This is a genomic window from Candidatus Thiothrix sulfatifontis (genome assembly GCA_022828425.1).
In the GTDB taxonomy this organism is placed as follows: Bacteria; Pseudomonadota; Gammaproteobacteria; order Thiotrichales; family Thiotrichaceae; genus Thiothrix; species Thiothrix sulfatifontis.
This window is the reverse complement of sequence record CP094685.1, coordinates 2634892-2657997: the sequence shown is the minus strand read 5'-3', so window position 1 is coordinate 2657997 and position 23106 is coordinate 2634892. Positions and strand designations below refer to the sequence as shown.

General features: G+C 51.1%; 18 protein-coding genes and 1 pseudogene. 17 read left to right on the top strand and 2 right to left on the bottom strand.

Features of this window, described 5'->3' with window-relative positions:
* The first annotated feature begins 20 nt into the window (after positions 1–20).
* From L3K52_13175 to L3K52_13110, 14 genes are all read left to right on the top strand, one after another.
* Positions 21–2843: a monovalent cation/H+ antiporter subunit A gene (locus L3K52_13175; protein UOG91149.1), complete on the top strand. Its 2823-nt coding sequence runs from the start codon at positions 21–23 to the stop codon at positions 2841–2843.
* The gene (locus L3K52_13170; protein ID UOG91148.1) at positions 2843–3178 is read left to right on the top strand and encodes a Na+/H+ antiporter subunit C; all 336 of its coding nucleotides are present in this window, start codon (positions 2843–2845) and stop codon (positions 3176–3178) included. The genes L3K52_13175 and L3K52_13170 overlap by 1 nt, the downstream gene beginning before the upstream one ends.
* Entirely contained in the window at positions 3175–4710 is a 1536-nt protein-coding gene (locus tag L3K52_13165; GenBank protein ID UOG91147.1) for a monovalent cation/H+ antiporter subunit D, read from the top strand. Before L3K52_13170 ends, L3K52_13165 begins: the two co-directional genes overlap by 4 nt.
* Positions 4711–4712: 2 nt before the next feature.
* Positions 4713–5207, top strand: coding sequence for a Na+/H+ antiporter subunit E (locus L3K52_13160; protein UOG91146.1), 495 nt, complete (start codon positions 4713–4715; stop codon positions 5205–5207).
* Positions 5201–5470, top strand: coding sequence for a K+/H+ antiporter subunit F (locus tag L3K52_13155; GenBank protein ID UOG91145.1), 270 nt, complete (start codon positions 5201–5203; stop codon positions 5468–5470). Before L3K52_13160 ends, L3K52_13155 begins: the two co-directional genes overlap by 7 nt.
* Positions 5471–5474: 4 nt before the next feature.
* Positions 5475–5786, top strand: a complete 312-nt coding sequence (locus tag L3K52_13150; GenBank protein UOG91144.1) for a Na+/H+ antiporter subunit G — start codon at positions 5475–5477, stop codon at positions 5784–5786.
* A gap of 55 nt (positions 5787–5841) precedes the next feature.
* On the top strand, positions 5842–6627 hold the full coding sequence (locus L3K52_13145) for a DUF2189 domain-containing protein (GenBank protein ID UOG91143.1): 786 nt from the start codon (positions 5842–5844) through the stop codon (positions 6625–6627).
* On the top strand, positions 6624–7394 hold the full coding sequence (locus tag L3K52_13140; protein ID UOG91142.1) for a hypothetical protein: 771 nt from the start codon (positions 6624–6626) through the stop codon (positions 7392–7394). Before L3K52_13145 ends, L3K52_13140 begins: the two co-directional genes overlap by 4 nt.
* A gap of 74 nt (positions 7395–7468) precedes the next feature.
* Positions 7469–10522 (top strand): DEAD/DEAH box helicase family protein, encoded by a 3054-nt coding sequence (locus L3K52_13135; GenBank protein ID UOG91141.1) that lies wholly within the window; start codon positions 7469–7471, stop codon positions 10520–10522.
* A gap of 4 nt (positions 10523–10526) precedes the next feature.
* Positions 10527–12188 carry a putative DNA binding domain-containing protein gene (locus L3K52_13130; GenBank protein ID UOG91140.1) on the top strand — a complete coding sequence of 554 codons (1662 nt, stop codon included), beginning with the start codon at positions 10527–10529 and terminating at the stop codon, positions 12186–12188.
* Between the two features lie 49 nt (positions 12189–12237).
* Positions 12238–13875 carry a type I restriction-modification system subunit M gene (locus tag L3K52_13125; GenBank protein UOG91139.1) on the top strand — a complete coding sequence of 546 codons (1638 nt, stop codon included), beginning with the start codon at positions 12238–12240 and terminating at the stop codon, positions 13873–13875.
* 365 nt (positions 13876–14240) lie between these two features.
* On the top strand, positions 14241–15470 hold the full coding sequence (locus L3K52_13120; GenBank protein UOG91138.1) for a restriction endonuclease subunit S: 1230 nt from the start codon (positions 14241–14243) through the stop codon (positions 15468–15470).
* Positions 15467–17188: an ATP-binding protein gene (locus L3K52_13115; protein ID UOG91137.1), complete on the top strand. Its 1722-nt coding sequence runs from the start codon at positions 15467–15469 to the stop codon at positions 17186–17188. Before L3K52_13120 ends, L3K52_13115 begins: the two co-directional genes overlap by 4 nt.
* 70 nt (positions 17189–17258) lie before the next feature.
* Positions 17259–18227, top strand: coding sequence for a calcium/sodium antiporter (locus L3K52_13110; GenBank protein ID UOG91136.1), 969 nt, complete (start codon positions 17259–17261; stop codon positions 18225–18227).
* Between the two features lie 42 nt (positions 18228–18269).
* Here the strand turns inward: L3K52_13110 and tsaD are convergent, their stop codons facing one another.
* On the bottom strand, positions 18270–19271 hold the full coding sequence (gene tsaD / locus L3K52_13105) for a tRNA (adenosine(37)-N6)-threonylcarbamoyltransferase complex transferase subunit TsaD (GenBank protein ID UOG91135.1): 1002 nt from the start codon (positions 19269–19271) through the stop codon (positions 18270–18272).
* Positions 19272–19425: 154 nt separating this feature from the next.
* Between tsaD and L3K52_13100 the strand changes: the two are divergent.
* The 3 genes and pseudogenes from L3K52_13100 (at position 19426) to L3K52_13090 (ending at position 22658) form a co-directional block, all read left to right on the top strand.
* Positions 19426–20943, top strand: a pseudogene (locus tag L3K52_13100) (fumarate hydratase).
* Between the two features lie 65 nt (positions 20944–21008).
* Positions 21009–21347 carry a DUF1820 family protein gene (locus tag L3K52_13095; protein ID UOG91134.1) on the top strand — a complete coding sequence of 113 codons (339 nt, stop codon included), beginning with the start codon at positions 21009–21011 and terminating at the stop codon, positions 21345–21347.
* 78 nt (positions 21348–21425) lie between these two features.
* A complete protein-coding gene (locus tag L3K52_13090; GenBank protein ID UOG91133.1) occupies positions 21426–22658 on the top strand; it encodes a lytic murein transglycosylase in 1233 nt (410 codons plus the stop codon).
* Between the two features lie 7 nt (positions 22659–22665).
* Here the strand turns inward: L3K52_13090 and L3K52_13085 are convergent, their stop codons facing one another.
* A complete protein-coding gene (locus L3K52_13085; protein UOG91132.1) occupies positions 22666–23082 on the bottom strand; it encodes a hypothetical protein in 417 nt (138 codons plus the stop codon).
* Positions 23083–23106 lie beyond the last annotated feature (24 nt).

The window sequence follows — 23106 nt, the reverse complement described above, 5'->3', positions numbered from 1 at the left end:
CTTTGTTGCAATGGTGCTGAATGGATGTTTCAACGATTAATCTGCCATTAGCGGTGTTGTTGCCCTTTGTGGGGGCGGCAGCGGTGGCGTGGGCTGCGCATTTTCATCGGGTGGCAGCGGCATGGCTGGCGGGAGTCACGACCTTGTTGGCGTTGGGGTTGCTGTACCCTGCATTGAGCGAAGTGTTTGCGGGCGAGACGGTGATTCAATCTTGGGCGTGGATGCCCGCTATCGGGCTGGATTTCGCCTTCCGTTTGGATGGTCTGGGGGCGTTGTTTGCCCTGATGATCCTTGTCATTGGCCTGTTGGTCATTCTCTATGCACGTTATTATTTGTCTGCTAAAGATTCAATGGGGCGGTTTTTCGCCTACATGTTGATCTTTATGGGATCGATGCTGGGCGTGGTGCTGTCGGAAAACCTGTTGCAATTGATGGTGTTCTGGGAAATGACTTCGCTGAGTTCGTTCCTGCTGATCAGTTATTGGCAACATCGCAAAGAGGCTCCGCAAGGAGCGCGAATGGCGTTGGCCATCACCGGCGGCGGCGGATTGGCTTTGCTGGCGGGGATTTTGCTGTTGGGGCAGATGGCAGGCAGTTATAACTTGTCGGATGTGTTGCTGGCGGGCGAACAAATTCGTGCTCATGCCTTGTATTTGCCGACCTTGGTGTTGATTGCGATTGGTGTATTTACCAAATCGGCGCAATTTCCGTTTCATTTCTGGTTGCCGAATGCAATGGCAGCACCGACTCCCGTTTCCGCGTATTTGCACTCCGCTACGATGGTGAAAGCGGGGATTTTCCTATTGGCGCGGTTTTTTCCGGTGTTGTCGGGTACGCCGGAATGGTCGTGGCTGATCGGCACGGTGGGGATGATTACCTTACTGCTGGGTGCGTTTGTGGCATTGTTTCAGCACGATCTGAAAGGCTTGCTGGCGTATTCGACCATTAGCCATTTGGGGCTGATCACGCTGTTGTTTGGGCTGGGAACGGAACTGGCAGCGGTGGCGGCACTGTTCCACATTATCAATCACGCTACGTTTAAGGCGTCGCTGTTTATGGTGGCGGGGATTATTGACCATGAAACCGGCACGCGGGATATGCGTCGCATTAATGGTTTGCTGAAATACATGCCGCATACGGCGGTGTTGGCGATGATTGCGGCGGCGGCGATGGCGGGTGTGCCGTTGCTGAACGGTTTTTTGAGCAAGGAAATGTTCTTTGATCAGGCGGTGGTGGCTTCCAGTACGTCGGTTTGGGCATTGACTATTCCGGTGTTGGCAACGTTGGCTGGGGTGTTTTCGGTGGCGTATTCGCTGCGCTTTATCCATGACGTGTTTTTCAACGGTGAGCCGGTGAATTTGCCGAAAACGCTGCATGAGCCGCCGCCGTTTATGCGGATTCCGGTGGATGTGCTGGTGGTGTTGTGCATTGCGGTGGGGATGTTGCCGATGTTTACGGTCGCGCCGTTGCTGGCAGTGGCGGTGCAGGGGACATTGCAGGGCGTTCCGCCCGAATACAGTCTGGCGATTTGGCACGGGCTGAATGAGCCGTTGCTGATGAGTTTTATCGCGCTGGTGGGCGGGATTGCGGTGTATGCGGTGCGTAAGCCTTTGTTTGCGTGGTATGAATCGCGGGTGCGTGGTCAGCAATTGCGGCATTTGTATGACTGGAAAATCGACAAACTGTTGCAGGTGGCGCGTACTGTGACCCGTGGGTTTGACCGGGGTTCGTTGCAGGATATGTTGTTCTGGGTGCTGGGTTTTACCTTGCTGATGGGAACTGCGGGTTTCTTGTCGAGTGCTGCGCCCTTGTTAGGCGAACGGGCATTGTTGCCGCTGGATGCGGTGAGTTTGGCTGTGGGGGCAACCTTGATTCTTGCCAGTTTGTTGAGCGTGGTATTGCATCGGGAACGTTTGATTGCGCTGGTGGTATTGGGTGCAGTAGGGCTGGTGGTGTCACTGGCATTTGTGAAATTTTCCGCACCGGATTTGGCGTTGACGCAATTGTCGGTGGAAATCGTCACGATTGTATTGCTGATGCTGGCCTTGTATTTCCTGCCGCAATACACCCCGCGCACCAGTGCGATGTGGCGCAAATGGCGTGACGGTATTTTGGCAGGCTTGTTGGGTTTGGGGGCGGCGGTATTGGCGTTGGCGGTGATGACCCGTGAGACAGCGACACTGGCGGATTATTTCGTGACGCAAAGTGTGCCGGGCGGTGGTGGCACGAATGTGGTGAATGTGATTCTGGTGGACTTCAGGGGTTTTGATACCTTGGGGGAAATTGCGGTGCTGGCGTTGGCAGGCTTGGGGATTTTTTCCTTGTTGCAACAGATTAAGTTGTATGCGCCTGCGGAAGATAGCAGCGGGCGGGCTTGGGCGTTGGAAGCGCATCCGCTTATTTTGCAAACCTTTAGCCGGGTGTTGTTCCCGCTGATGTTGATGGTGGCGGTGTTTGTGTTCCTGCGCGGGCATAACTTGCCGGGTGGCGGTTTTATTGCGGGGTTGATTGCGGCGTTGGCGATTGTGTTGCAGAACTTGGCGAATGGGATTGGCTGGACGGCGCAACGGATTCGTACTGACATGCATTCGTGGCTGGCGGCGGGTTTGCTGGTGGCGGCGGGTACGGGGATGGTGGCGATGGCATTAGGGTATCCGTTCCTCACGTCGGCTTATACCCATGTGCATTGGCCTATCGTGGGTGATTTTGAGCTGGCGAGTGCGATGTTCTTTGATACCGGGGTGTTTCTGGTGGTGGTTGGCGCAACGGTGATGATATTGGTGGAGCTGGGCAAGCTGAACCGGGCGGATGCGCCCGCACCTGTGCTGCAAGGAGACGTGTAATGGAATTGCTGATTGCCTTGAGTATTGGGGTGCTGGTGGCTTGCGGGGTGTATCTGGTGTTGCGTGCCAGTACCTTTCCGGTGGTGATGGGGCTGACCTTGTTGTCGTATGCCACCAATTTGTTCTTGTTTGCGATGGGGCGGCTGGCAATTGGTGTGCCTGCGATTGTGCGCCCGGATGCAGCGGGATATGCCGACCCGTTGCCGCAAGCACTGGTGTTGACGGCGATTGTGATTGCTTTCGGGATGACGGCGTTTGCCATCGTACTGGCGTTGAAAGCGCGGGGCGAAACGGGCAGTGATCATGTGGATGGGAAAGAGGGGGAATCGTCATGATGCACTTGCCGATTCTTCCGATTCTGTTGCCTTTGTTGGCGGGAATCCTCTTGCTGTTACTGCGTCCGCTGGGTTTGCAGGTGCAGCGCATGGTGGGTTTTGCCGCCACGTTTGCTTTGCTGATGCTGGCGGTGTGGTTGTTTGATGACGCGCTGGCGGGGCAGCGGCAGGTGTATGCACTGGGTAATTGGCCTGCGCCATTTGGCATTACCCTAGTGTTTGATCAGCTTGCGGCGTTGATGCTGTTGGTGACAGCAATACTGGCAGTTGGGGCGTTGTGGTATGCGATTGTCACCGAGATTGACGCACAAGGTAGCCATTTCCATGTGCTGTTCCAGATGCAATTGTTTGGCTTGAACGGGGCGTTCCTGACTGGGGATGCGTTTAACCTGTTCGTGTTCTTTGAGGTGTTGTTGCTGGCTTCTTACAGCTTGTTGCTGCATGGCGGTGGCAAGGAACGCACCGTGGCGGGTCTGCATTATGTGGTGGTGAATCTGATCGGTTCGACGGTGTTTCTGTTTGCGTTGGGGGCGTTGTACGGCGCGTTGGGGACGTTGAATATCGCGGATATGGCGGCGAAAGTGGCGGCATTACCGGCGGAGCGTGAAGGGCTGGTGATGGCGGCGGGTTTGTTGCTGTTGCTGGTGTTCGGGCTGAAGGCGGCGATGTTTCCGCTGTATTTGTGGTTGCCTGCGGCGTATGCGCGGACTTCTGCGCCGGTGGCGGCGTTGTTTGCGATTATGACCAAGGTGGGGGTGTACGCAATTATTCGGGTGCATGGCACGGTGTTTGGCGCGGATGCGGGCAGTTTGGCGTATTTCTATGCGCCGTGGTTGCTGGGCTTGGGGCTGATTACCTTGGTGCTGGCGGCGTTGGGTGTGTTGGCAGCGTTTCGCTTGCGCTTTCAGGTGGCGTATCTGGTGTTGGCTTCGGTGGCGATGTTGCTGATTGCGGTGGGGCTGCATTCTGAAACGGGGCTGGCGGCGGCTTTGTATTATCTGGTGCATTCCACCTTGCTGGCGGGTGGCTTGTTTTTGCTGGCGGATGTGATTGTGCGCGGGCGTGGGGCGTATGTTGATCGTTTTGACCCCGGACTGCGCTTGCCACACCATGCTTTGCTGGGTGGTTTGTTTATGTTTGCGGCGGTGGCGGCTTTGGGTTTGCCGCCGTTGTCGGGGTTTTTTGGCAAGCTGTGGATTTTGCAGGCGGCATTGGAACATCCGTGGCGTTGGGCGGTGTTGGCAATAGTTTTGCTAAGCAGTGCCTTGTTGTTGATTGCCTTGGCGCGTAGCGGTTCGGTGCTGTTTTACAAGGTGAAAGATCATCCTGATGCGGCTGACCCGGTATTGCCGACGCAGATTCCGGCGTTTGGGCTGAGTCTGGTGGCGGTGTTGTGGTTGTTGGCTGCTGTGCCGTTGCTGGTGGTGTTGGCGCATCCGGTTGCGGAAATCATGCAGCAAATCGCGGCGCAAACCTTGGATACGGCGGGGTATCGAGCGGCAGTGTTTGACCCTGCGGTGGGAGGTAAATAAGCATGTTGAAACGATTGTTGCCGCATCCGCTATTGAGCGTGTTTTTGTTGCTGATCTGGTTATTGTTGAACAATACCCTGGCAATGGGGCATGTGGTGCTGGGGGCGGGTTTGGCGTTGCTGATTCCGTTTTTGACCGTGGGATTTTGGCCGGAACGGGTGTGTGTGCAGCGTCCGTGGGTGTTGTTGAAGTTTGTGGCGGTGGTGTTGTGGGATATTGTGGTGGCGAATCTGCATGTGGCGGCGTTGATTTTGGGTTCGACGCGCAAGCTCCAGCCTGCGTTTATGCTGTTGGAACTGGACATCCGTTCGCCGTTGGGGGTGAGTTTGCTGGCGAATACGATTTCGCTGACACCGGGGACGGTTTCGTGTGAAGTGTCGGCTGACCGGCGGCAATTGCTGATTCACGCGCTGCATGTGACGGATGTGGAGGCGAGCATTCGGGAAATGAAGCAGCGTTACGAACAACCGTTGATGGAGGTGTTACGCGAATGTTGAGCATGGTGTTACCGTGGGCTTTCGGGATGGTGTCGTTGGCCTTGTTGTTGAGCCTGTACCGCTTGCTGGTGGGGCCGGATGTGCCTGACCGGATTCTGGCGTTGGATACCTTGTACCTGAATACGATTGCCTTGCTGGTGTTGTTTGGGTTGTTGCAAGGCAGTGCGTTGTATTTTGAGGCGGCGTTGCTGATTGCGGTGATGGGTTTTGTGGGCACGATTGCGTTGAGCAAGTATTTGCTGCGCGGCGATATTATGGAGTAGGGCGATGTTGGATGTAATCTTGGCAGTATTGGTGTTGGTGGGGGCGTTTTTTACGCTGGTGGGGTCGTGGGGTTTGGCGAAAATGCCGGACTTTTTTATGCGCCTGCACGGGCCGACCAAGGCGACGACCATTGGGGTGGGGGCGGTGTTGCTGGCTTCGGCCTTGTATTTTTCGTTCAATACCGATGGGGTGAGCTTGCATGAAGTGCTGGTGACGCTGTTTTTGTTCATGACCGCGCCGGTGAGTGCGCACATGATGGCGAAAGCGGCGTTGCATTTGCGGGTGAAGCAGGTGGAGCGTACACGCCAACCGTAGTTGAATCAGGGATGACAGACTCGTATGATGAAAATCCATTAAGGAGGAAATGATAATGATAGAGCCAATCAGCGTCGAACAGCCGTTCACTGAATACCCCGTGCGTCAGGTCGAATTTTCCAATATTCCTAAGTGGTTAAGCCAAGGATGGGATGATTTTAAAGCGAACCCGTTGTCCAGCCTTTTGTATGGCGCCATTTTTGGGGTGGTCGGACTTTTAATGGGCATTCTGTCTGTGGGCAACCCTGGTTTCTATGTGGCGGAGGCGGCAGGCTTTATGCTATTGGGACCGTTTTTAGCATTGGGTTTGTACGATTTGAGTTATCGCCGGGCGCAAGGTGAACCGACCCGATTTTTGCAGTCGGCGGTGGCGTTGCAACGTAATCCGCTTAATTTGACCTTGTATGCAGTGTTTTTGGGAGCGTTGATGTTGCTCTGGTTAGGAATGTCGGCGGTGGTGATGCGCTTGTTTTTTGGTGATTTGCCTGCGGCGGAGCAAACGTACCTGGGGTTTGTGAATTTGTTATTGGCAACCAAGATTGGTTGGTTATTTACGCTGGCGTTTTTGTCGGTGGGGTTGATGTTTGCGCTGGTGTCATTCGTGACCGGCGTGGCGACCGTGCCGATGTTGCTGGAGCGCAAGGTGAGTTTGGTCACGGCGTTAAATGCCAGTATTCGCGCTATTTTAGCCAATTGGCAGGTGATGATCGGGTGGGCAGCGACGATTGCGGTGATTATTGGGCTGGGTATTGTGACGTTTGATGTTGGGTTGGTGATTGCGATGCCGCTGATTTCGTATGCCAGTTGGCACGCTTACCGCGATATGGTTGATGCGGTATGACGCTTGAGGAACTCAACAATGAAGTTCTAGGGTGTGTCAATACTGGAGAACTAAGCTATGATACAAGCATTGATGAAATCGACCGTCGTACTTTGTTTGAGTTTTTACAAATAGCTGATCTTTTGGATGCTCCTGAGCAGAACATTGATTTGCTGTGTTTGTTACAAGACCTGAACCTTGCAACAGAGCAGGGTAATATAAACCTTGCTGCTGTTTTGTTTTTTGCTAAACGACTTCATCATATTAACCCAGACTTCATCGTCAAAGCGGTGACATTTCCCGGCAATGTGATTGAATCCAGCAGCTATGTGGATAGCGAAGATATTGGCGGCAGGCTACGCGACGTGTTTGATGATACCTTGCGTTTTATTATGCGTAACTTGCACAAGCGGCAGGGTCAGCAAAGTTTTAATTCGGTGGGTGAGCCTGAAGTACCGCGTTTGGTATTTGAAGAGTTGCTGGTTAATGCACTGATTCATCGCGATTATTTTATCAGTGCGCCGATTCGGGTGTTGGTTTACGCCAACCGTATTGAGATTGTTAGCCCCGGTCACTTGCCAAATAATCTTACGGTTGAAAAAGTGAAAGCGGGTAACTCGAATTTGCGCAATCCTATCTTGGCCTCGTTCATTGCCAAGAAACTATTGCCCTACCGTGGCTTAGGTTCAGGGATTCTACGTGCGTTGGAAGCGTGGTCGCAGATTGATTTCAAGGATGATCGTGAGGGGTGTTTGTTTACCGTTACGGTGTGGCGGCCTGCGGATTAAAGCTTGTCACTTCTATAGATTCATTTTGCTTATTGATTGATAATAATTCATCACTCGATAAGGGCTTATAGCTGATGGCATTCAACGAAGACACGCGGGTAAAAATCCCCACACTCCTGCACTTGACTCGGCTAGGTTACACGTATCTGTCTTTGAAAACGGCGCAATGGGATGAGGAAACCAATATTTTCCCGCGCTTGTTTCGTGAAGCCATCAGCCGTATTAACCCGGAACTGGAGTCGGCGGACGTTGAGCGGCTGCGCGAAGATACCAGCCTGCTACTGAACAATGAGGATTTGGGCAAAGCGTTTTATGAGCAACTAACGCAGCGTTCCGGCACGCGCTTGCTTGACTTCGATAATTTCAACAATAACAGCTTTCACGTCGTCACTGAGTTGACTTGTAGAAATGGCGATGATGAATTTCGCCCCGACATTACCCTGTTGATTAATGGGATGCCGCTGGTGTTCATTGAGGTCAAAAAACCGCATAACCGCGATGGAGTGCTGGCGGAACGTAGCCGTATCAATGCGCGTTTTCAGAACAAGAAATTCCGACGCTTTATCAATATCACCCAGTTGATGCTGTTTTCCAATAATATGGAATACGACAATGATTCGCCTGAGCCGCTGGAGGGTGCGTTTTACGCTTCAACGTCTTATCAGCAGGCAATGTTTAACTATTTCCGTGAAGAAGAACCGCTGAACATTGCCGCTTTGCTACGCCCCGAAAATGGCGATGTGGAAACAGCGGTACTCAGGGATAATAACTGCCTGATCATCAAAAACAGCCCGGAATTCATTACCAATAAAGATGCGGATACGCCAACCAACCGTTTGTGCACGTCGCTTTTGAGCCGTGAACGCCTACGCTTCATCCTGCGTTATGCCATTGCCTATGTGAAAGAGAAAAACGGCTGGGAACAGCAGGTGATGCGCTACCCGCAACTGTTCGCCACCAAAGCGATTGAGCAAAAGCTTAACGCAGGCAAGCGCAAGGGCATTATCTGGCACACCCAAGGCAGCGGAAAAACCGCGTTGGCGTATTACAGCACCCGCTATCTGGTGGACTATTTCCAGCAGCAAAAAGTCATTCCGAAGTTTTATTTCATCGTGGATCGGCTGGATTTGCTCAAGCAGGCTTCCCGCGAATTTGTCAGCCGGGGTTTAACGGTTCATGCGATCAATTCCCGCGAAGCCTTCGCGCAGGACATCAAGCAAACCACCGCGATTCACAATGACACCGGCAAGCTCGAAATTACCGTGGTCAATATCCAGAAATTCAAAGATGACCCTGAAGTGATGCGCGTGAAAGATTACGCGGTCAGTATCCAGCGCATTTACTTTCTGGATGAGGTTCACCGCAGCTACAATCCTGAGGGTAGCTTTCTGGCCAATCTTGAGCAATCGGACAAAAACGCCATCAAGATTGGGTTGACGGGTACGCCGTTATTGGGCAAGGATTCCAATTCCAAAGCCCTGTTTGGCGATTACATCCACAAGTATTACTACAACAAGTCCATTGCCGATGGTTACACCTTGCGCCTGATCCGTGAGGCGATTGAAACCAATTACCAGCTTGCTTTGCAGGAGGCACTGGCAAAAATCGAGGTACAAAAGGGCAAGGTTTCCACCAAGGAAATCTACGCGCATCACGCCTTTGTGAAACCCATGCTCGCTTACATCGTGCGTGATTTTGAAAAAAGCCGCACCACGCTGAATGACAATACCATTGGCGGCATGGTGATTTGCGATAGCTCTGAACAGGCAAAAGAAATGTTTGCGCAGTTTCAGGCGGATTATGCGTTCAAATCGGCAGCAGAAATGCCGGGTGGTTATGACGCAGGCGTATTGCTGGCAAACAAAGTAAAGACCGCCGCGCTGATTCTGCATGATATTGGCTCGAAGGAAGAGCGTGATACGTGGGTGGAAGATTTCAAGGCGGGCAATATCGACCTGCTGTTTGTGTACAACATGCTGCTGACCGGCTTTGATGCCAAACGCTTGAAAAAACTCTATCTGGGGCGGGTGATCCGCGACCATAACCTGTTGCAAGCCTTGACCCGCGTAAACCGCACTTACAAACAGCACCGTTATGGCTATGTGGTGGATTTTGCGGATATTCGCAGCGAATTCGACAAGACCAATAAAGCCTATTTCGATGAGCTACAAAGCGAATTGGGCGATGAAATGGAGCACTACTCCAAGCTGTTCAAATCCGCCGAGGAAATTGCAGCAGAGTTGGAAGCGGTCAAGGATGTGTTGTTTCAATACGATACCCTGAACAAAGAACTGTTCTCGCGTCAAATCGCCGAAATTCAAGATCGGGCACAAGTGTTGGCACTCAAAAAAGCCTTGGCGGATGCCCGCAGCCTGTACAACTTGTGCCGTCTGTTTGGCTTCGATGCGTTGTTGCAATGCCTGCCGTTCGCGCAAATCAACGCGCTGTACAACGAAGTTGATAACCATCTGGCGATGCTCAACCTCAAAGACCGCCTTGAAAACCAGTCCGATACCAGCGGCTTGCTGAACATGGCACTGGAAGAGGTGCTGTTCAAATTCGTCAAAATCGGTGAGGAAGAACTCAAGCTGGCGGATGAGTTGAAAGATGCGCTGCGCCGCGCCCGCGAAACCATGACCAGCAATTTCGACCCCAAAGACCCCGCCTTCGTGCAACTCAAAGAGGAACTGGAACGCCTGTTCAAAAACCGCAACCTCAAGGAAGTCAGTCAGGAAGAGATGAAGCACAATATGCTCACCCTCAACAAAATTCAGGACAAGGTGCGGAAAATCAACCGCAAAAACCGTTTGCTGCAAACCAAGTACGAGGGTGACATCAAATTTGTGCGCGTCCACAAACGGCTGGTAGAGAACGGCGCAATCTCTGATAATGAGCGGCGCATTTTCGAGGCGCTGCGGCTGGTGAAACAACAAGCCGATGACAGCGTGATGCAAAACAGGAACATCCTCGACAACGACAGCTATTTTGAGCGCATGATGCAGCGGAATGTGGTGGAACAGTTCCATCTGGCGCAAAACATCAAGCTAACCCCCGATAGCACGCGCTATATCAATCAGCTTGTCGTGAAAGAGTATCTGGATGAATTTAACGGAGTAACCCCTTGGTAGGCTTATGATGGAGCAATCAGCACTGATGACCTTACTGGATGAATTGATCCAGTCATGGGAAAACGAAGTCATCGAATTCAAACAAGCCGAAAATGACTACAAGACCGACCGCATCGGTGAATACTTTTCAGCATTGGCGAACGAAGCCAACTTGCGCGATGTTGGCAGCGCGTGGCTGATATTCGGCGTGGACAACAAAAGCCGCGCAGTCGTCGGTACTCACTACCGCCCTAATCCAGAGCAACTGCAAAGCACCAAAATGCAGATTGCGCAAAATACCGAACCCAGCATTACGTTTCGCCACATCCATGAGTTGCAACATCCGCAAGGTCGAGTGGTGCTATTTGAAGTTCCCGCTGCCCCTAAGGGTTTGCCTATTGCGTGGAAAGGGCATTACTACGCCCGTGCCGGGGAAAGCCTTACCCACTTGGGTTTGGATAAATTGGACGAGATTCGCCAGCAAACCATCAATACCGACTGGTCAGCGCAAGTCGTGCCTCACGCCAAGCTGGAACATCTGGACGAAAAAGCGTTGCAGAAAGCCCGCGAATCGTTCGCCCGCAAATACGCCAACCGTTTTCCTGATAATGAGGTCATGAACTGGTCAGTCCCGACCTTTCTGGATCGTGCCAAAGTTACCCAAGATGGCAAAATCACCCGCACTGCCTTGTTATTGCTCGGCAAACCGGAATCCGCCCACCTGTTATCACCACACCCCGCGCAACTGACATGGCGGCTCGAAGGGCAAGAACGCGCCTATGAACACTTCGGTCTACCGTTTTTGCTCAACACGACTGTGTTGTATCAGAAAATACGCAATATCCAGCTACGCCTGCTGCCCAATGACGAATTGCTGGCGGTAGAAGTTGCAAAATATGACCAGAAAGTGGTGCTAGAAGCCTTGCATAATTGCATCGTCCATCAGGATTACAGCCGTCATGGGCGCATCGTGGTGATTGAACAACCCGACAAACTGATTTTTGAAAACGAAGGGACGTTTTTCGAGGGAACGCCAGAGGCTTATATTATCGGTGAAAAGACCCCACGCCGTTACCGTAACCCGTTTCTTGCTCAAGCCATGACCGAACTCAACATGATCGACACGATGGGTTACGGCATCCATGAAATGTACCGCAGCCAAGCCAGACGCTACCTGCCCATGCCAGATTACAGTTTGGAAGAACCCAATTTGGTGCGTTTGACGGTATACGGTGGTGTGGTTGACCCTGCTTACAGTCGCTTATTAATGCAGAAAACCGGCTTACCTTTCACGGATATTCTGGCACTCGACAGGGTACAGAAAAATCTGCCACTCCCGGAAACGATGCTCAAACATTTACGCTTAACAGGCTTGGTTGAAGGTCGCAAACCGCATTTGCATGTGTCCGCCGGGATTGCTGCTGCCACGGATAAAAAGGCAGATTACATCAAGACACGCGCTCAGGATGATGATTATTACGCCAAATTAATCACGGATTTTCTTGGAAAGTACGGTCAGGCTTCAAGAAAAGACATAGATGATTTACTGCTCAATAAATTAAGTGATGCACTCGATGAGAACCAAAAAGAAAATAAAATTGGCAATCTTATCAGTAAATTAAGAATAGCCACGGTTATTTATAATGCCGGTACACGCGGCACTCCAGAATGGCGTTTATGCAAATAGTCTAAGAAAGCAAACCGATATTTAAGAAAGGATTTAAGAAAGAAGGCCAATGAAACTGAACCGCGATTTTAAGAAAAGCACCACCGAACTGATCGACAACCTGAAAAACATCTGCGCCGCTTACGGGTTGGGTAATGACGGCAATGAATTCAAGATCATTACGCAGGTTTTCCTGTACAAATTCCTGTGCGACAAGCTGGCGTATGAGCTGAAGAAAGCCGATAAAGCCACCGCCAACGCGCCAAATTGGGAACAGCATATCGCCAGTCTCGACATTGATGATTATGAAATGTTGACCATGCTGCTGCCCGAAGGCACAGCGTATTTGCGCCCGGAACACTTGATTTCCAATTTGTTTGCGCGGCAAAACGAGGATAATTTCGCCAAGCTGTTTGATGATACCTTGCGTGAAATTGCCATCCTCAATAGTGATATTTTCTCGGTGAAAACCGGGGGCGGGGCGCAAATTCGCCTGTTTGATGCACTCAGCCAGTTCATTTCAGACCCCGGTGAGCGCGACAATTTCTGTAAGGCGATTATCAATAAGTTGGTGAATTTCAGCTTTGAACATATTTTTACGCAGGGCTTTGATTTCTTTGCGGATATTTTTGAGTACCTGATTAAGGACTACAACAAGGACAGCGGCGGCAAATACGCGGAATATTACACCCCGCACGCGGTCGCCAAGATTATGGCGGCGATTCTGGTGCCAACCGAGGTGCGCGGCAAAGTGATGAACGTCAAGTGCTACGACCCGTCGGCGGGTTCGGGGACGTTGCTGATGAACCTTGCCCATGCGATTGGGGAGAGTCGGTGCAGCATTTATTCGCAGGATATTTCGCAAAAATCATCCGGGCTGTTGCGGCTTAACCTGATTTTGAACAATCTGGTGCATTCCATTCCGAATATTATTCAGGGCAATACGATTTCGTTGCCGTATCACAAGGATGGGGCTGAGCTGGCGCAGTTTGATTACATTGTTTCCAATCCGCCGTTCAAGATGGATTTTAGCGATTTCCGCGATGATTTGGATAGCAAGGAAAACAAGGCGCGTTTCTTTGCGGGGATTCCGAATGTGCCGAATAAAGCCAAGGATAAAATGGCGATTTATTTGCTGTTTATCCAGCACATTATGTATTCACTGAAAGACAAGGGCAGGGCGGCGATTGTTGTCCCGACCGGGTTTATTACGGCGCAATCCGGCATTGATAAGAGCATCCGGGAGCGGTTGGTGGAACAGAACATGCTGGCGGGTGTGGTGTCGATGCCGAGCAATATTTTTGCGACCACGGGGACGAATGTCTCGATTTTGTTCATCGACAAGGGCAACCAAGACAAGGTGGTGCTGATTGATGCCTCTAACCTTGGCGAAACCGTCAAGGATGGCAAGAACCAGAAAACGGTGCTTACGGTGGCGGAAGAGCAGCGCATTATCGACACCTTCAACGCCAAGCAAGCGGTGGATGATTTTTCGGTGGTGGTCAGTTACGACCAAATCAAAGCCAAAAACTACTCTTTCAGCGCGGGGCAATACTTCGACGTAAAGATCGAATACACCGACATCACCGCCGCCGAATTCGCCACCAAAATGAAAGGCTTCACTGACAACCTCGATGCACTGTTTGCCGAATCCCGCACTCTCGAAACCGAGATCAAAACCCAGTTAGCGAGTTTGAAGTATGAGTAATTTCTCGCTACATCAATCGTGCAGCAGCCTGCTGCACAATTCAGATTCGCACTTTCTATTAGTGCAACAGGCTGTTGCACAATTGGCTTCTTCTACACTTGGCAAGTGTCCAACTACACAAGTTTGGTGGATTGATTTACTGCCAGACTCCGAACTTTCCCCCCATCCCCAACCCCTTCCCCCGCAAGGGGTGAAGGGGCTAAGAGCGGTAGTTTCAGCCGGAATTTCAGGCAATACCACACAGAATGCTCCTCTTGCTCCCTTCACCCCTTGCGGGGGAAGGGTTGGGGATGGGGGGAACGGCGAAGCCGAATCTCACAGCTTCGAAACTCAACTAGCGAGCCTCAAAATCAGTGGATAATTTCATGAAAGCAATTGGTGAAATTGCAGAGGTTTTTGATGGGCCACATGCAACGCCTGAAAAGATAGAAGTTGGGCCATATTTTTTGAGTATTTCCAGTTTAATTAATGGTTCTCTCGATTTATCAAAATCCGCTCACCTTAGTGAAACAGATTATATTAAATGGACAAAACGAGTTACACCTCAAGAAGGTGATCTTCTCTTTTCTTATGAAACCCGTTTGGGTGAAGCTGCACTTATGCCTAAGGGTATAAAAGCGTGTCTTGGTCGACGTATGGGATTGCTCAGACCTGATAAAAGCAAGGTGATTCCTGAATATCTGTTGTACACCTATTTATCGCCTGCTTTTCAGGGGGTTATTGTTGCTAATACAATAACAGGTGCAACAGTTGATCGTATCGCACTCAATGAGTTACCGAAATTTCGCATTCGGATTCCTGCATTAAGTGAGCAGAAATCCGTAGCAAAGCTTTTGTCTTCCATCGACAAAAAAATCGAAATCAACAACCGCATTAACGCCGAACTCGAAGCAATGGCAAAAACCCTCTATGACTACTGGTTTGTGCAATTCGATTTCCCCGATGAAAACGGCAAACCGTATAAGTCATCGGGCGGAAAGATGTTGTATAGCAATGAGTTGAAGCGGGAGATTCCGGCGGGTTGGGAATTAAAGTCACTATCTGATCTAACTTCTGTATTAACTGGGAAAGAAGATGCAAACTTTTCAAATCCAAATGGTAAGTATTCTTACTTCACTTGTGGAGAAGAGATATTACGATGCAATGAATATGTCTTTGATGGAAAGGCAGTGCTAGTCGCAGGCAATGGTAATTTTAATGTAAAAATGTATCATGGGAAATTTAACGCTTATCAACGAACGTATGTTTTAATTCCTAACGATGAACAGTTTTATGCTCTTTTATATTTTGCAGTAATTAACCGTATAGATAGTATAACTAAGTGTTCTCGTGGTTCTATTGTTAAGTTTATGACGAAGGGAGATTTGGCAGATATTAAGATGTCTATGCCCAAATCGAATAAATGTAGTGATTTGCTTGTATCTGTAATTAACAACTTACTGCTTTCTACATTGGCTTACAAAAAAGAAAATCAGCGGTTGGCAGCATTGCGGGATTGGTTGTTGCCGATGTTGATGAATGGGCAGGTGCGGGTGGATAGCGCGGCGGATGACCTATACTCACCAGAGCAAAGCGCAGGAACGAGGCAAGTATGAAACTGAAACTCCCCTACGGCATCAGCCACTACAAAACGGTTATCGAAGAAGGTTACACCTACGTCGACAAAACCGGCTGGATTCAAACCCTTGAAGACGCCAGCCGTTACAACCTGATCATGCGCCCACGCCGCTTCGGGAAAAGCTTGTTCGTCTCGATGCTCGCGTATTACTACGACATCAAAGCCAAGGACGACTTCCACCGCCTGTTCGGTCATCTCGCCGCCGGTCAGAACCCAACCGGCAACCAGAACCGCTACCAAATCCTGTTTCTGGAATTCAGCGGCATCAGCACGGATGACCCGCAAAGCATTTATTCGGCATTTAATAATAAAATCACACTGGCAATAGCCACGTTCCTGAAAAAATACCACTATCCAGCAGAAAGTTTAGATCGTTTGTATCAGCTTGATTCTCCGACTCCCGCTGATAAGCTGAATTATCTGCTTAGCCTACTGGATGATCAAAAGATTTACCTGATTATTGACGAATATGACCATTTCGCCAATGCGCTGTTAGCGGAAGACTTGCACTACTTCTGCAAAATCATGGGGAAGGGCGGCTTCGTGCGGGCGTTTTATGAAAGCATCAAAGCCGCAACACAGCAAGGAAGCATCGACCGCCTGATCATTACTGGCGTTACCCCCATCATGCTGGATAGCCTGACATCCGGTTTCAACATGGTTGAAAACCTTTCGCTATTGCCCGCGTTTAACGAAGCCATTGGTTTAACACAAGCAGAAACGACCTCGCTGATTTATCCGTTGACTGAGCAGTGTGCCATCAATGCCGATACCCTGATGGCAACCTTGAAAGATTGGTATAACGGCTACGTCTTCGCCAGTAAAGGGCAGCCGATGTACAACGCTAATATGGTGTTGTATTTCCTGAAACACGTTGATGCCAAAAATTGTGCCTTTCCTGAAGAAATGTTGGATGAAAATATTGCTTCCGATTACCGCAATATCATGCGTATGTTTTCCATCGGCGACCGTGATACCAATTATGCCGTGCTGGAAGAATTGATCAGTGAAGGGGAAGTCACCGCGCAACAGCGGCGCAAATTCGATTTTGACAAAGGTTTTGATCGCGAAGACTTTATCAGCCTGCTGTGCTACATGGGTTTCGTTTCACTGGCGGGTTCTGAGTTTGGTGTGCAGCGTTTTCGTATTCCTAACCATGTTATCAAGCGGCTGTATTTTGCCTATTTTAAGGTCGAGATCGAGCGTAAAAACCAGTTCAGCATTCCGCCCCAAAAGCTGCAACAAGCGGTGACTGCGCTGGCTTTGCACAATGACATCGAACCCTTGCGGCATGAAATTCAGTCGATATTAATGGTGTTATCCAACCGCGATTTCATGCAAATGGATGAAAAGCACCTCAAGGTATTGTTGGTGACGTTGTTGTATCAATCTTCCATCTATTTCATCAAAAGCGAGCCGGAGGTCAATCACAAATACCCGGATATTCTGTTGCTTGAGCGCAGCCCGTATCCGGTTAAACACCAGCATTTGATCGAGCTGAAATACTGCAAGAAATCTGAGCGGAAAAAACACCCGCACCTGTGGGATGACAAACGCGCCGAAGGCATCCAGCAAGTACAGGGCTATCAACAATTACCGGATATTCAAATACTCGAAAAGCTTTCCTGCTGGGTCATCGTCACTGACGGTGAAGACGTTGCGGCAGAAAATGTCGCATTCGCTAGTCAGCGGTAGGGGATTCTGGCAGACCTTGTTTAGAAATGGCATAAATCATCCTGTCTCATCAAACGCAAAGGATGCCAGTATGTTGTTATCACTAGCTGCTATTGTTGTCGGCCTTGCTGTATTGGTATGGAGCGCCGATAAATTTGTCGAAGGCGCTGCTGCCACCGCAAAACATTTAGGAATGCCCTCACTGCTGATCGGAATGGTGGTCGTCGGGTTTGGTACTTCTGCCCCTGAAATGACCGTATCGGCCTTTGCCGCGTGGGAAGGCAATCCCGCCTTGGCGTTGGGCAATGCCTACGGTTCCAATATTTTAAATATCGCCTTGATATTAGGGATAACCGCCGTGATTGCGGTGATTGCAGTGCATTCGGATATTGTCCGTAAAGAAATGCCGATTTTGCTGGCGGTGACGCTGTTGTCGGGTTTGTTGTTATGGGACAAGGAAATCAGCCGTTGGGATGCGGTTATTTTGCTGGTGGTGTTTTTCGGGGTTATGGGTTGGTCTATTTACTCGGCGCTGCGTGGGCGGAATGATGCGCTGTCTGCGGAGGTAGAAGAAGAATTGGCAAGCCACCCGATGACGTTGAAAACCGCCTTGGTATGGTTGGCGGTCGGTTTGGTGTTGTTGATCATTAGTTCGCGGATTCTGGTGTGGGGTGCGGTGGATATTGCGAATGCCTTAGGGGTCAGCGATTTGATTATTGGGCTGACGATTGTCGCGCTGGGTACTTCATTGCCGGAATTGGCATCTTCCATTGCGGCGGCTCGCAAAGGCGAATCCGATTTGGCACTGGGCAATATTGTCGGCTCGAATCTGTTTAATACCTTGGCAGTGGTCGGGATTGCCGGGGCAATTGCCCCGATTGCGGTTGCCGATGAAGTGCTGACCCGTGATTTCCCGGTCATGTTGGCAGTCACCTTCGGCTTGTTTGTGATGGCTTATGGTTTCCGCAAACCGGGACACCTGACCCATTGGGAAGGCATTTTGATGTTAAGTGTGTATTTCGGGTATACCGGCTGGTTGATTTACACCGTGGTCGCATAAGTAACAGGTAGGGGAGGGGCATGGTAAACGGTTTCCATGCGATTAAATCGCGTCCAACTCGGTCAACGCCCAACGCGGACGCGCATTAATCACCGCCGCTTCACTCGCCCCTGCCAGTAACCTTAACGCACCCGCATACGCAATCATCGCGCCATTATCGGTGCAAAACGCCAAACGCGGGAAATACACCTCCGCCTGCAACTCCGCCAGCCGCGCCCGCAAACGTCGATTTGCGCCCACGCCACCCGCCACCACCAGCCGCTTACGCCCCGCCTGTTCCAACGCCCGCCGACATTTAATAAACAGCGTATCCACCACCGCCTCCTCAAATGCCCGCGCAATATCCGCCTTATCCTGCTCCGTCTGCCCAGACTTTTGCCACGTCGTCAGTGAAAACGTCTTCAAGCCGCTGAAGCTGAAATCACAGCCCGGTCGATCCACCATCGGGCGCGGAAATTTGTAAATCCCCTCACGTCCTTGTTCCGCCAGCTTCGCCAGCAACGGCCCCCCCGGATACTCCAACCCCATCAGTTTCGCGGTCTTGTCAAACGCCTCACCCGCCGCATCATCCACGCTTTCGCCCAGAATGTGGTATTCGCCAATGCGCGGCACATCCACCAACATGGTATGCCCACCCGATACCAGCAACGCCACAAACGGCAATTCCGGCGGATTTTCTTCCAACATCGGCGCGAGCAAATGCCCCTCCATGTGATGCACGCCCACGGCAGGAACATTCAAGCCCCACGCCATCGACCGCGCAATCGCAGCCCCCGTCAGCAATGCCCCGATCAGCCCCGGCCCTGCGGTGTACGCAATGCCATCAATACCCGCCATCGTCATGTCTGCATCCACCAACGCCTCGCGCAGCAACGGCAACACGCGGCGGATATGATCCCGCGATGCCAATTCCGGCACCACACCGCCGTATTCCGCGTGCATCGCAATTTGGCTGAACAAGCGATGCGCCAACAAGCCTTTGTCGGTGTCGTACAACGCCACGCCGGTTTCATCACAAGAGCTTTCAATTCCAAGTACGCGCATGAGGGTCTTCTGGGGTTGAATAGAGGTGAAACAGTATATAGCTTAACGTCACGGCATGAAATAATGGTATTCACACGCATTTTCGCCTACGATTGTGCGCCACAACAAAAACAGTCTCCGCCCGCAGTTGATCAACCACCAAGGGAATAGAGCCATGACCATTATTAAGCAAGCCGACGTAATCGCCAGTGTCGCGGATGCGCTGCAATTCATCTCATACTACCACCCGCTCGACTTCATCGAAGCGATGCACCAAGCGTGGGAGCGTGAAGAATCCCCTGCCGCGAAGGATTCCATCGCGCAAATCCTCGTCAATTCGCGCATGTGTGCCGAAGGGCATCGCCCGATTTGCCAAGATACCGGCATCGTTACCGTGTTCGTCAAAGTCGGCATGAACGTGCAGTGGGAAGGCGACATGAGCCTCACTGACATGATCAACGAAGGCGTGCGCCGTGCGTACCTGAACCCCGATAACGTGTTGCGTGCCTCCATCCTCGCTGATCCTGCGGGTGCGCGGAAAAACACCAAGGACAATACGCCAGCGGTCATTCATTACGAAATCGTCCCCGGCGACAAAGTGGTGTTTGATGTGGCAGCCAAAGGCGGCGGTTCTGAAAACAAATCCAAAATGGTCATGCTCAACCCGTCCGACAGCATTGTGGATTGGGTGTTGAAAACCGTGCCGACCATGGGAGCAGGGTGGTGTCCACCGGGAATGCTCGGTATTGGTATTGGCGGCACGGCGGAAAAAGCCGCTGTCATGGCAAAAGAAGTGCTGATGGAATCCATCGACATTCAAGCGCTGCAAGCGCGTGGCGCACAAAACCGCGTCGAAGAATTGCGTCTGGAACTCTACGAAAAGGTGAACAATCTCGGCGTAGGCGCACAAGGTTTGGGCGGCTTAACCACGGTGCTGGATGTCAAAATCAAAGACTTCCCCACCCACGCCGCCTCGTTGCCCGTGTGCATGATCCCCAACTGTGCGGCGACGCGCCACACGCATTTCGTGCTGGACGGTTCAGGCGCAGCGCTGCAAACCCCACCAGACCTGTCCAACTGGCCGCAAATCTCGCTGGACGGCGGCGCATCAGCCACGCGCGTCAACCTCGACACCATCACCCCCGAACAAGTACGCAACCTGAAACCGGGCGAAACCGTCTTGCTGTCGGGCAAAATGCTCACGGGGCGTGACGCGGCGCACAAGCGCATGATCGACATGCTCAACAAAGGCGAAACAACTGCCGGTCGATTTGAAAGGACGCTTCATTTACTACGTCGGCCCGGTTGATCCGGTACGTGATGAAGTGGTCGGCCCTGCTGGCCCACTACGTCCACCCGTATGGATAAATTTACCCGCCAAATCCTGCAACAAACCGGCTTGCTGGGCATGATCGGTAAATCCGAACGCGGCCCCATTGCGATTGAAGCGATCAAGGAATTCGGCGCGGTGTACCTGATGGCAGTCGGTGGCGCGGCGTATTTGGTGTCCAAAGCGATTACCGGCGCGAAAGTGCTGGCGTTCCCCGAACTCGGCATGGAAGCGATTTACGAATTCGAGGTCAAAGATATGCCCGTGACGGTGGCTGTGGATAGCAACGGCGAGTCGGTGCATAACACCGGCCCTGAGAAGTGGAAGCAGATCATCGACAGGCGAATGTTAGTGGGAAAGTGACTTCCCGCTGGTTTTCTGCTACAACTAAAGCTATTTCCCCATTATTATTCCTTGAGGCAACACCGTTGAGCAGCGACCGCAGCATTTACCGCATTTCTTTCGTCAACCAAGACAAGATTTACGAAATCTTTGCTAAACAAGTCTATGAATCAGACTTGTATGGCTTTGTTGTGGTTGAAGAAATCGTTTTCGGTACGCAAAGCACGGTGGTCATCGACCCCGGCGAAGAACGCCTCAAAACCGAGTTTGAAGCTGTGAAGCGCAGTTTCATTCCCATTCATTCGGTGATTCGCATTGACGAGGTAGAGCGCACTGGCGTCAGTAAAATCCATGCGCTTGAATCCGGGAGCGTGGCGGGCAATGTTAGCCCGTTTGCGCGTCCGGTTGGCAAGAAAAAAGACTAAAGTTTGGCCTTCCACAAGCGTTTTCAGCCAAGTCTGCTATTATATACCGATGATTTGTCGAGTGTGTGGAACGGCTGAATGAACCAGAAGTGGTTACATGGGTTGCCGGTAGTGTTATTGCTTATAATGGTGTTGTTCGGATACAGCACCACGATTGATAGTGCGTTTGATGCATGGAAGCAGCAATTTCGCCAGGTTGCCATTACGGAAGGTATTAACGCGGAGACCGTGGATAGGGCTTTGCGCGGTTTGCTGCCTGATAAAAAAGTTCTGCGCTTGGAGGCACATCAGCCGGAATTTACTAAAACCGTATGGGAATACCTCGAAACCGCCGCTTCGCCGGAGCGCATTGCCAACGGGCAAAAGCTCTTACGTGATTATGCCCCGCTGCTACAGCGCATCCACACCCAATACGGTGTACAGCCCGAATACCTTTTGGCTATTTGGGGGCTGGAAAGCAATTTTGGCAACCATACCGGGCGTTACAGCATTGTACGTTCCTTAGCGACGCTGGCGTATGCGGGGGAAACGGAACGGCGAGAATTCTGGCAAAAACAACTCATTGCAGCTTTAAAAATTGTGCAAAATGGTGACATGCCGCCGATTTCGATGCAAGGTTCGTGGGCAGGCGCTATTGGACACACCCAGTTTATCCCCACAACGTTTGAAAGCTATGCGGTTGATTTTGACGGCGACGGGCATCGCGATCTGGTCAACAGTATTCCCGACGCGCTGGCCTCCACCGCCAATTATCTCGCCAGTTCCGGTTGGGAACGTGACCAGCCGTGGGGTTTTGAAGTGCGCTTGCCTGCTAAATTCGACTGGTCGCAAGCGGATGTGGATTTCTGGTTGCCATTGAATATCTGGGAAACCATTGCGGGTGTGAGCGCGGTCAATGGGCAAGCCTTGGAGAGCAGCACTAGCAGTGCGTTTGTGCTGTTACCTGCGGGGTATCGGGGGCCAGCGTTTTTGGCATTGCGCAATTTTGATGCGATTCTCAAGTACAACAATGCACAAAATTACGCGCTCGCTGTCGGCTATTTGGGTGATCGTATCCAAGGCAAACCGCCGTTGTTGGCAACTTGGCCTAAAGAAGATGTGCCGCTAAGTCACGCAGAAAAAGTCGAGTTACAAACCTTATTGACGGCAGCGGGTTACAGTACGGATGGTTTGGATGGCAAGTTGGGACCAAACACCCGTGCTGCGGTACGCCGCTGGCAAATGGATAACAATCTACCAGCGGATGGTTACGCGACGTTACAGCATTTGAATGCATTGCGCCAACGTGTTGCTGAAAAGACAGCCAACTAATGTGTGTTTAATGTGCTTCAGGGACGCCCTGCCACAACATTTCATAGCCGACTTCATAGGTATCATCACAAAATGCCGCTAATTGTGAGAATTTCTCTTTAAACAATTTGTCAGCATGAGATTTTTCGTGTTGTTCAAAAGACTTCCAATAAGTCACGATAACAATGTCGCCCATGTTTTGCTTAACGCGCTTATTTTTGTGACTGTCATTGCTACCGACGCTGCCTTCTTCGGAAATAAAACCGGCATTGCGGTACACTTGTCCACCAATAAATCCACCGTTATCGTCGCCGTAATTATTTTTGACGACATTGCACATTTCGCCCAATAACAATTCTACGTCTTCAATAGTGACGCCTTCTTTCAAGTCAACCACGTTAAATAACATCGCTGATCCAAAGGGTATTTCAATGGGATTAAACATAAAGGTTTCCTCTTGCTACCAATA

Coding starts and splice junctions, on each gene's coding strand:
- L3K52_13175 (UOG91149.1), top strand. CDS start 21: ATGGATGTTTCAACGATTAATCTGCCATTAGCGGTGTTGTTGCCCTTT.
- L3K52_13170 (UOG91148.1), top strand. CDS start 2,843: ATGGAATTGCTGATTGCCTTGAGTATTGGGGTGCTGGTGGCTTGCGGG.
- L3K52_13165 (UOG91147.1), top strand. CDS start 3,175: ATGATGCACTTGCCGATTCTTCCGATTCTGTTGCCTTTGTTGGCGGGA.
- L3K52_13160 (UOG91146.1), top strand. CDS start 4,713: ATGTTGAAACGATTGTTGCCGCATCCGCTATTGAGCGTGTTTTTGTTG.
- L3K52_13155 (UOG91145.1), top strand. CDS start 5,201: ATGTTGAGCATGGTGTTACCGTGGGCTTTCGGGATGGTGTCGTTGGCC.
- L3K52_13150 (UOG91144.1), top strand. CDS start 5,475: ATGTTGGATGTAATCTTGGCAGTATTGGTGTTGGTGGGGGCGTTTTTT.
- L3K52_13145 (UOG91143.1), top strand. CDS start 5,842: ATGATAGAGCCAATCAGCGTCGAACAGCCGTTCACTGAATACCCCGTG.
- L3K52_13140 (UOG91142.1), top strand. CDS start 6,624: ATGACGCTTGAGGAACTCAACAATGAAGTTCTAGGGTGTGTCAATACT.
- L3K52_13135 (UOG91141.1), top strand. CDS start 7,469: ATGGCATTCAACGAAGACACGCGGGTAAAAATCCCCACACTCCTGCAC.
- L3K52_13130 (UOG91140.1), top strand. CDS start 10,527: ATGATGGAGCAATCAGCACTGATGACCTTACTGGATGAATTGATCCAG.
- L3K52_13125 (UOG91139.1), top strand. CDS start 12,238: ATGAAACTGAACCGCGATTTTAAGAAAAGCACCACCGAACTGATCGAC.
- L3K52_13120 (UOG91138.1), top strand. CDS start 14,241: ATGAAAGCAATTGGTGAAATTGCAGAGGTTTTTGATGGGCCACATGCA.
- L3K52_13115 (UOG91137.1), top strand. CDS start 15,467: ATGAAACTGAAACTCCCCTACGGCATCAGCCACTACAAAACGGTTATC.
- L3K52_13110 (UOG91136.1), top strand. CDS start 17,259: ATGTTGTTATCACTAGCTGCTATTGTTGTCGGCCTTGCTGTATTGGTA.
- tsaD (UOG91135.1), bottom strand. CDS start 19,271: ATGCGCGTACTTGGAATTGAAAGCTCTTGTGATGAAACCGGCGTGGCG.
- L3K52_13090 (UOG91133.1), top strand. CDS start 21,426: ATGAACCAGAAGTGGTTACATGGGTTGCCGGTAGTGTTATTGCTTATA.
- L3K52_13085 (UOG91132.1), bottom strand. CDS start 23,082: ATGTTTAATCCCATTGAAATACCCTTTGGATCAGCGATGTTATTTAAC.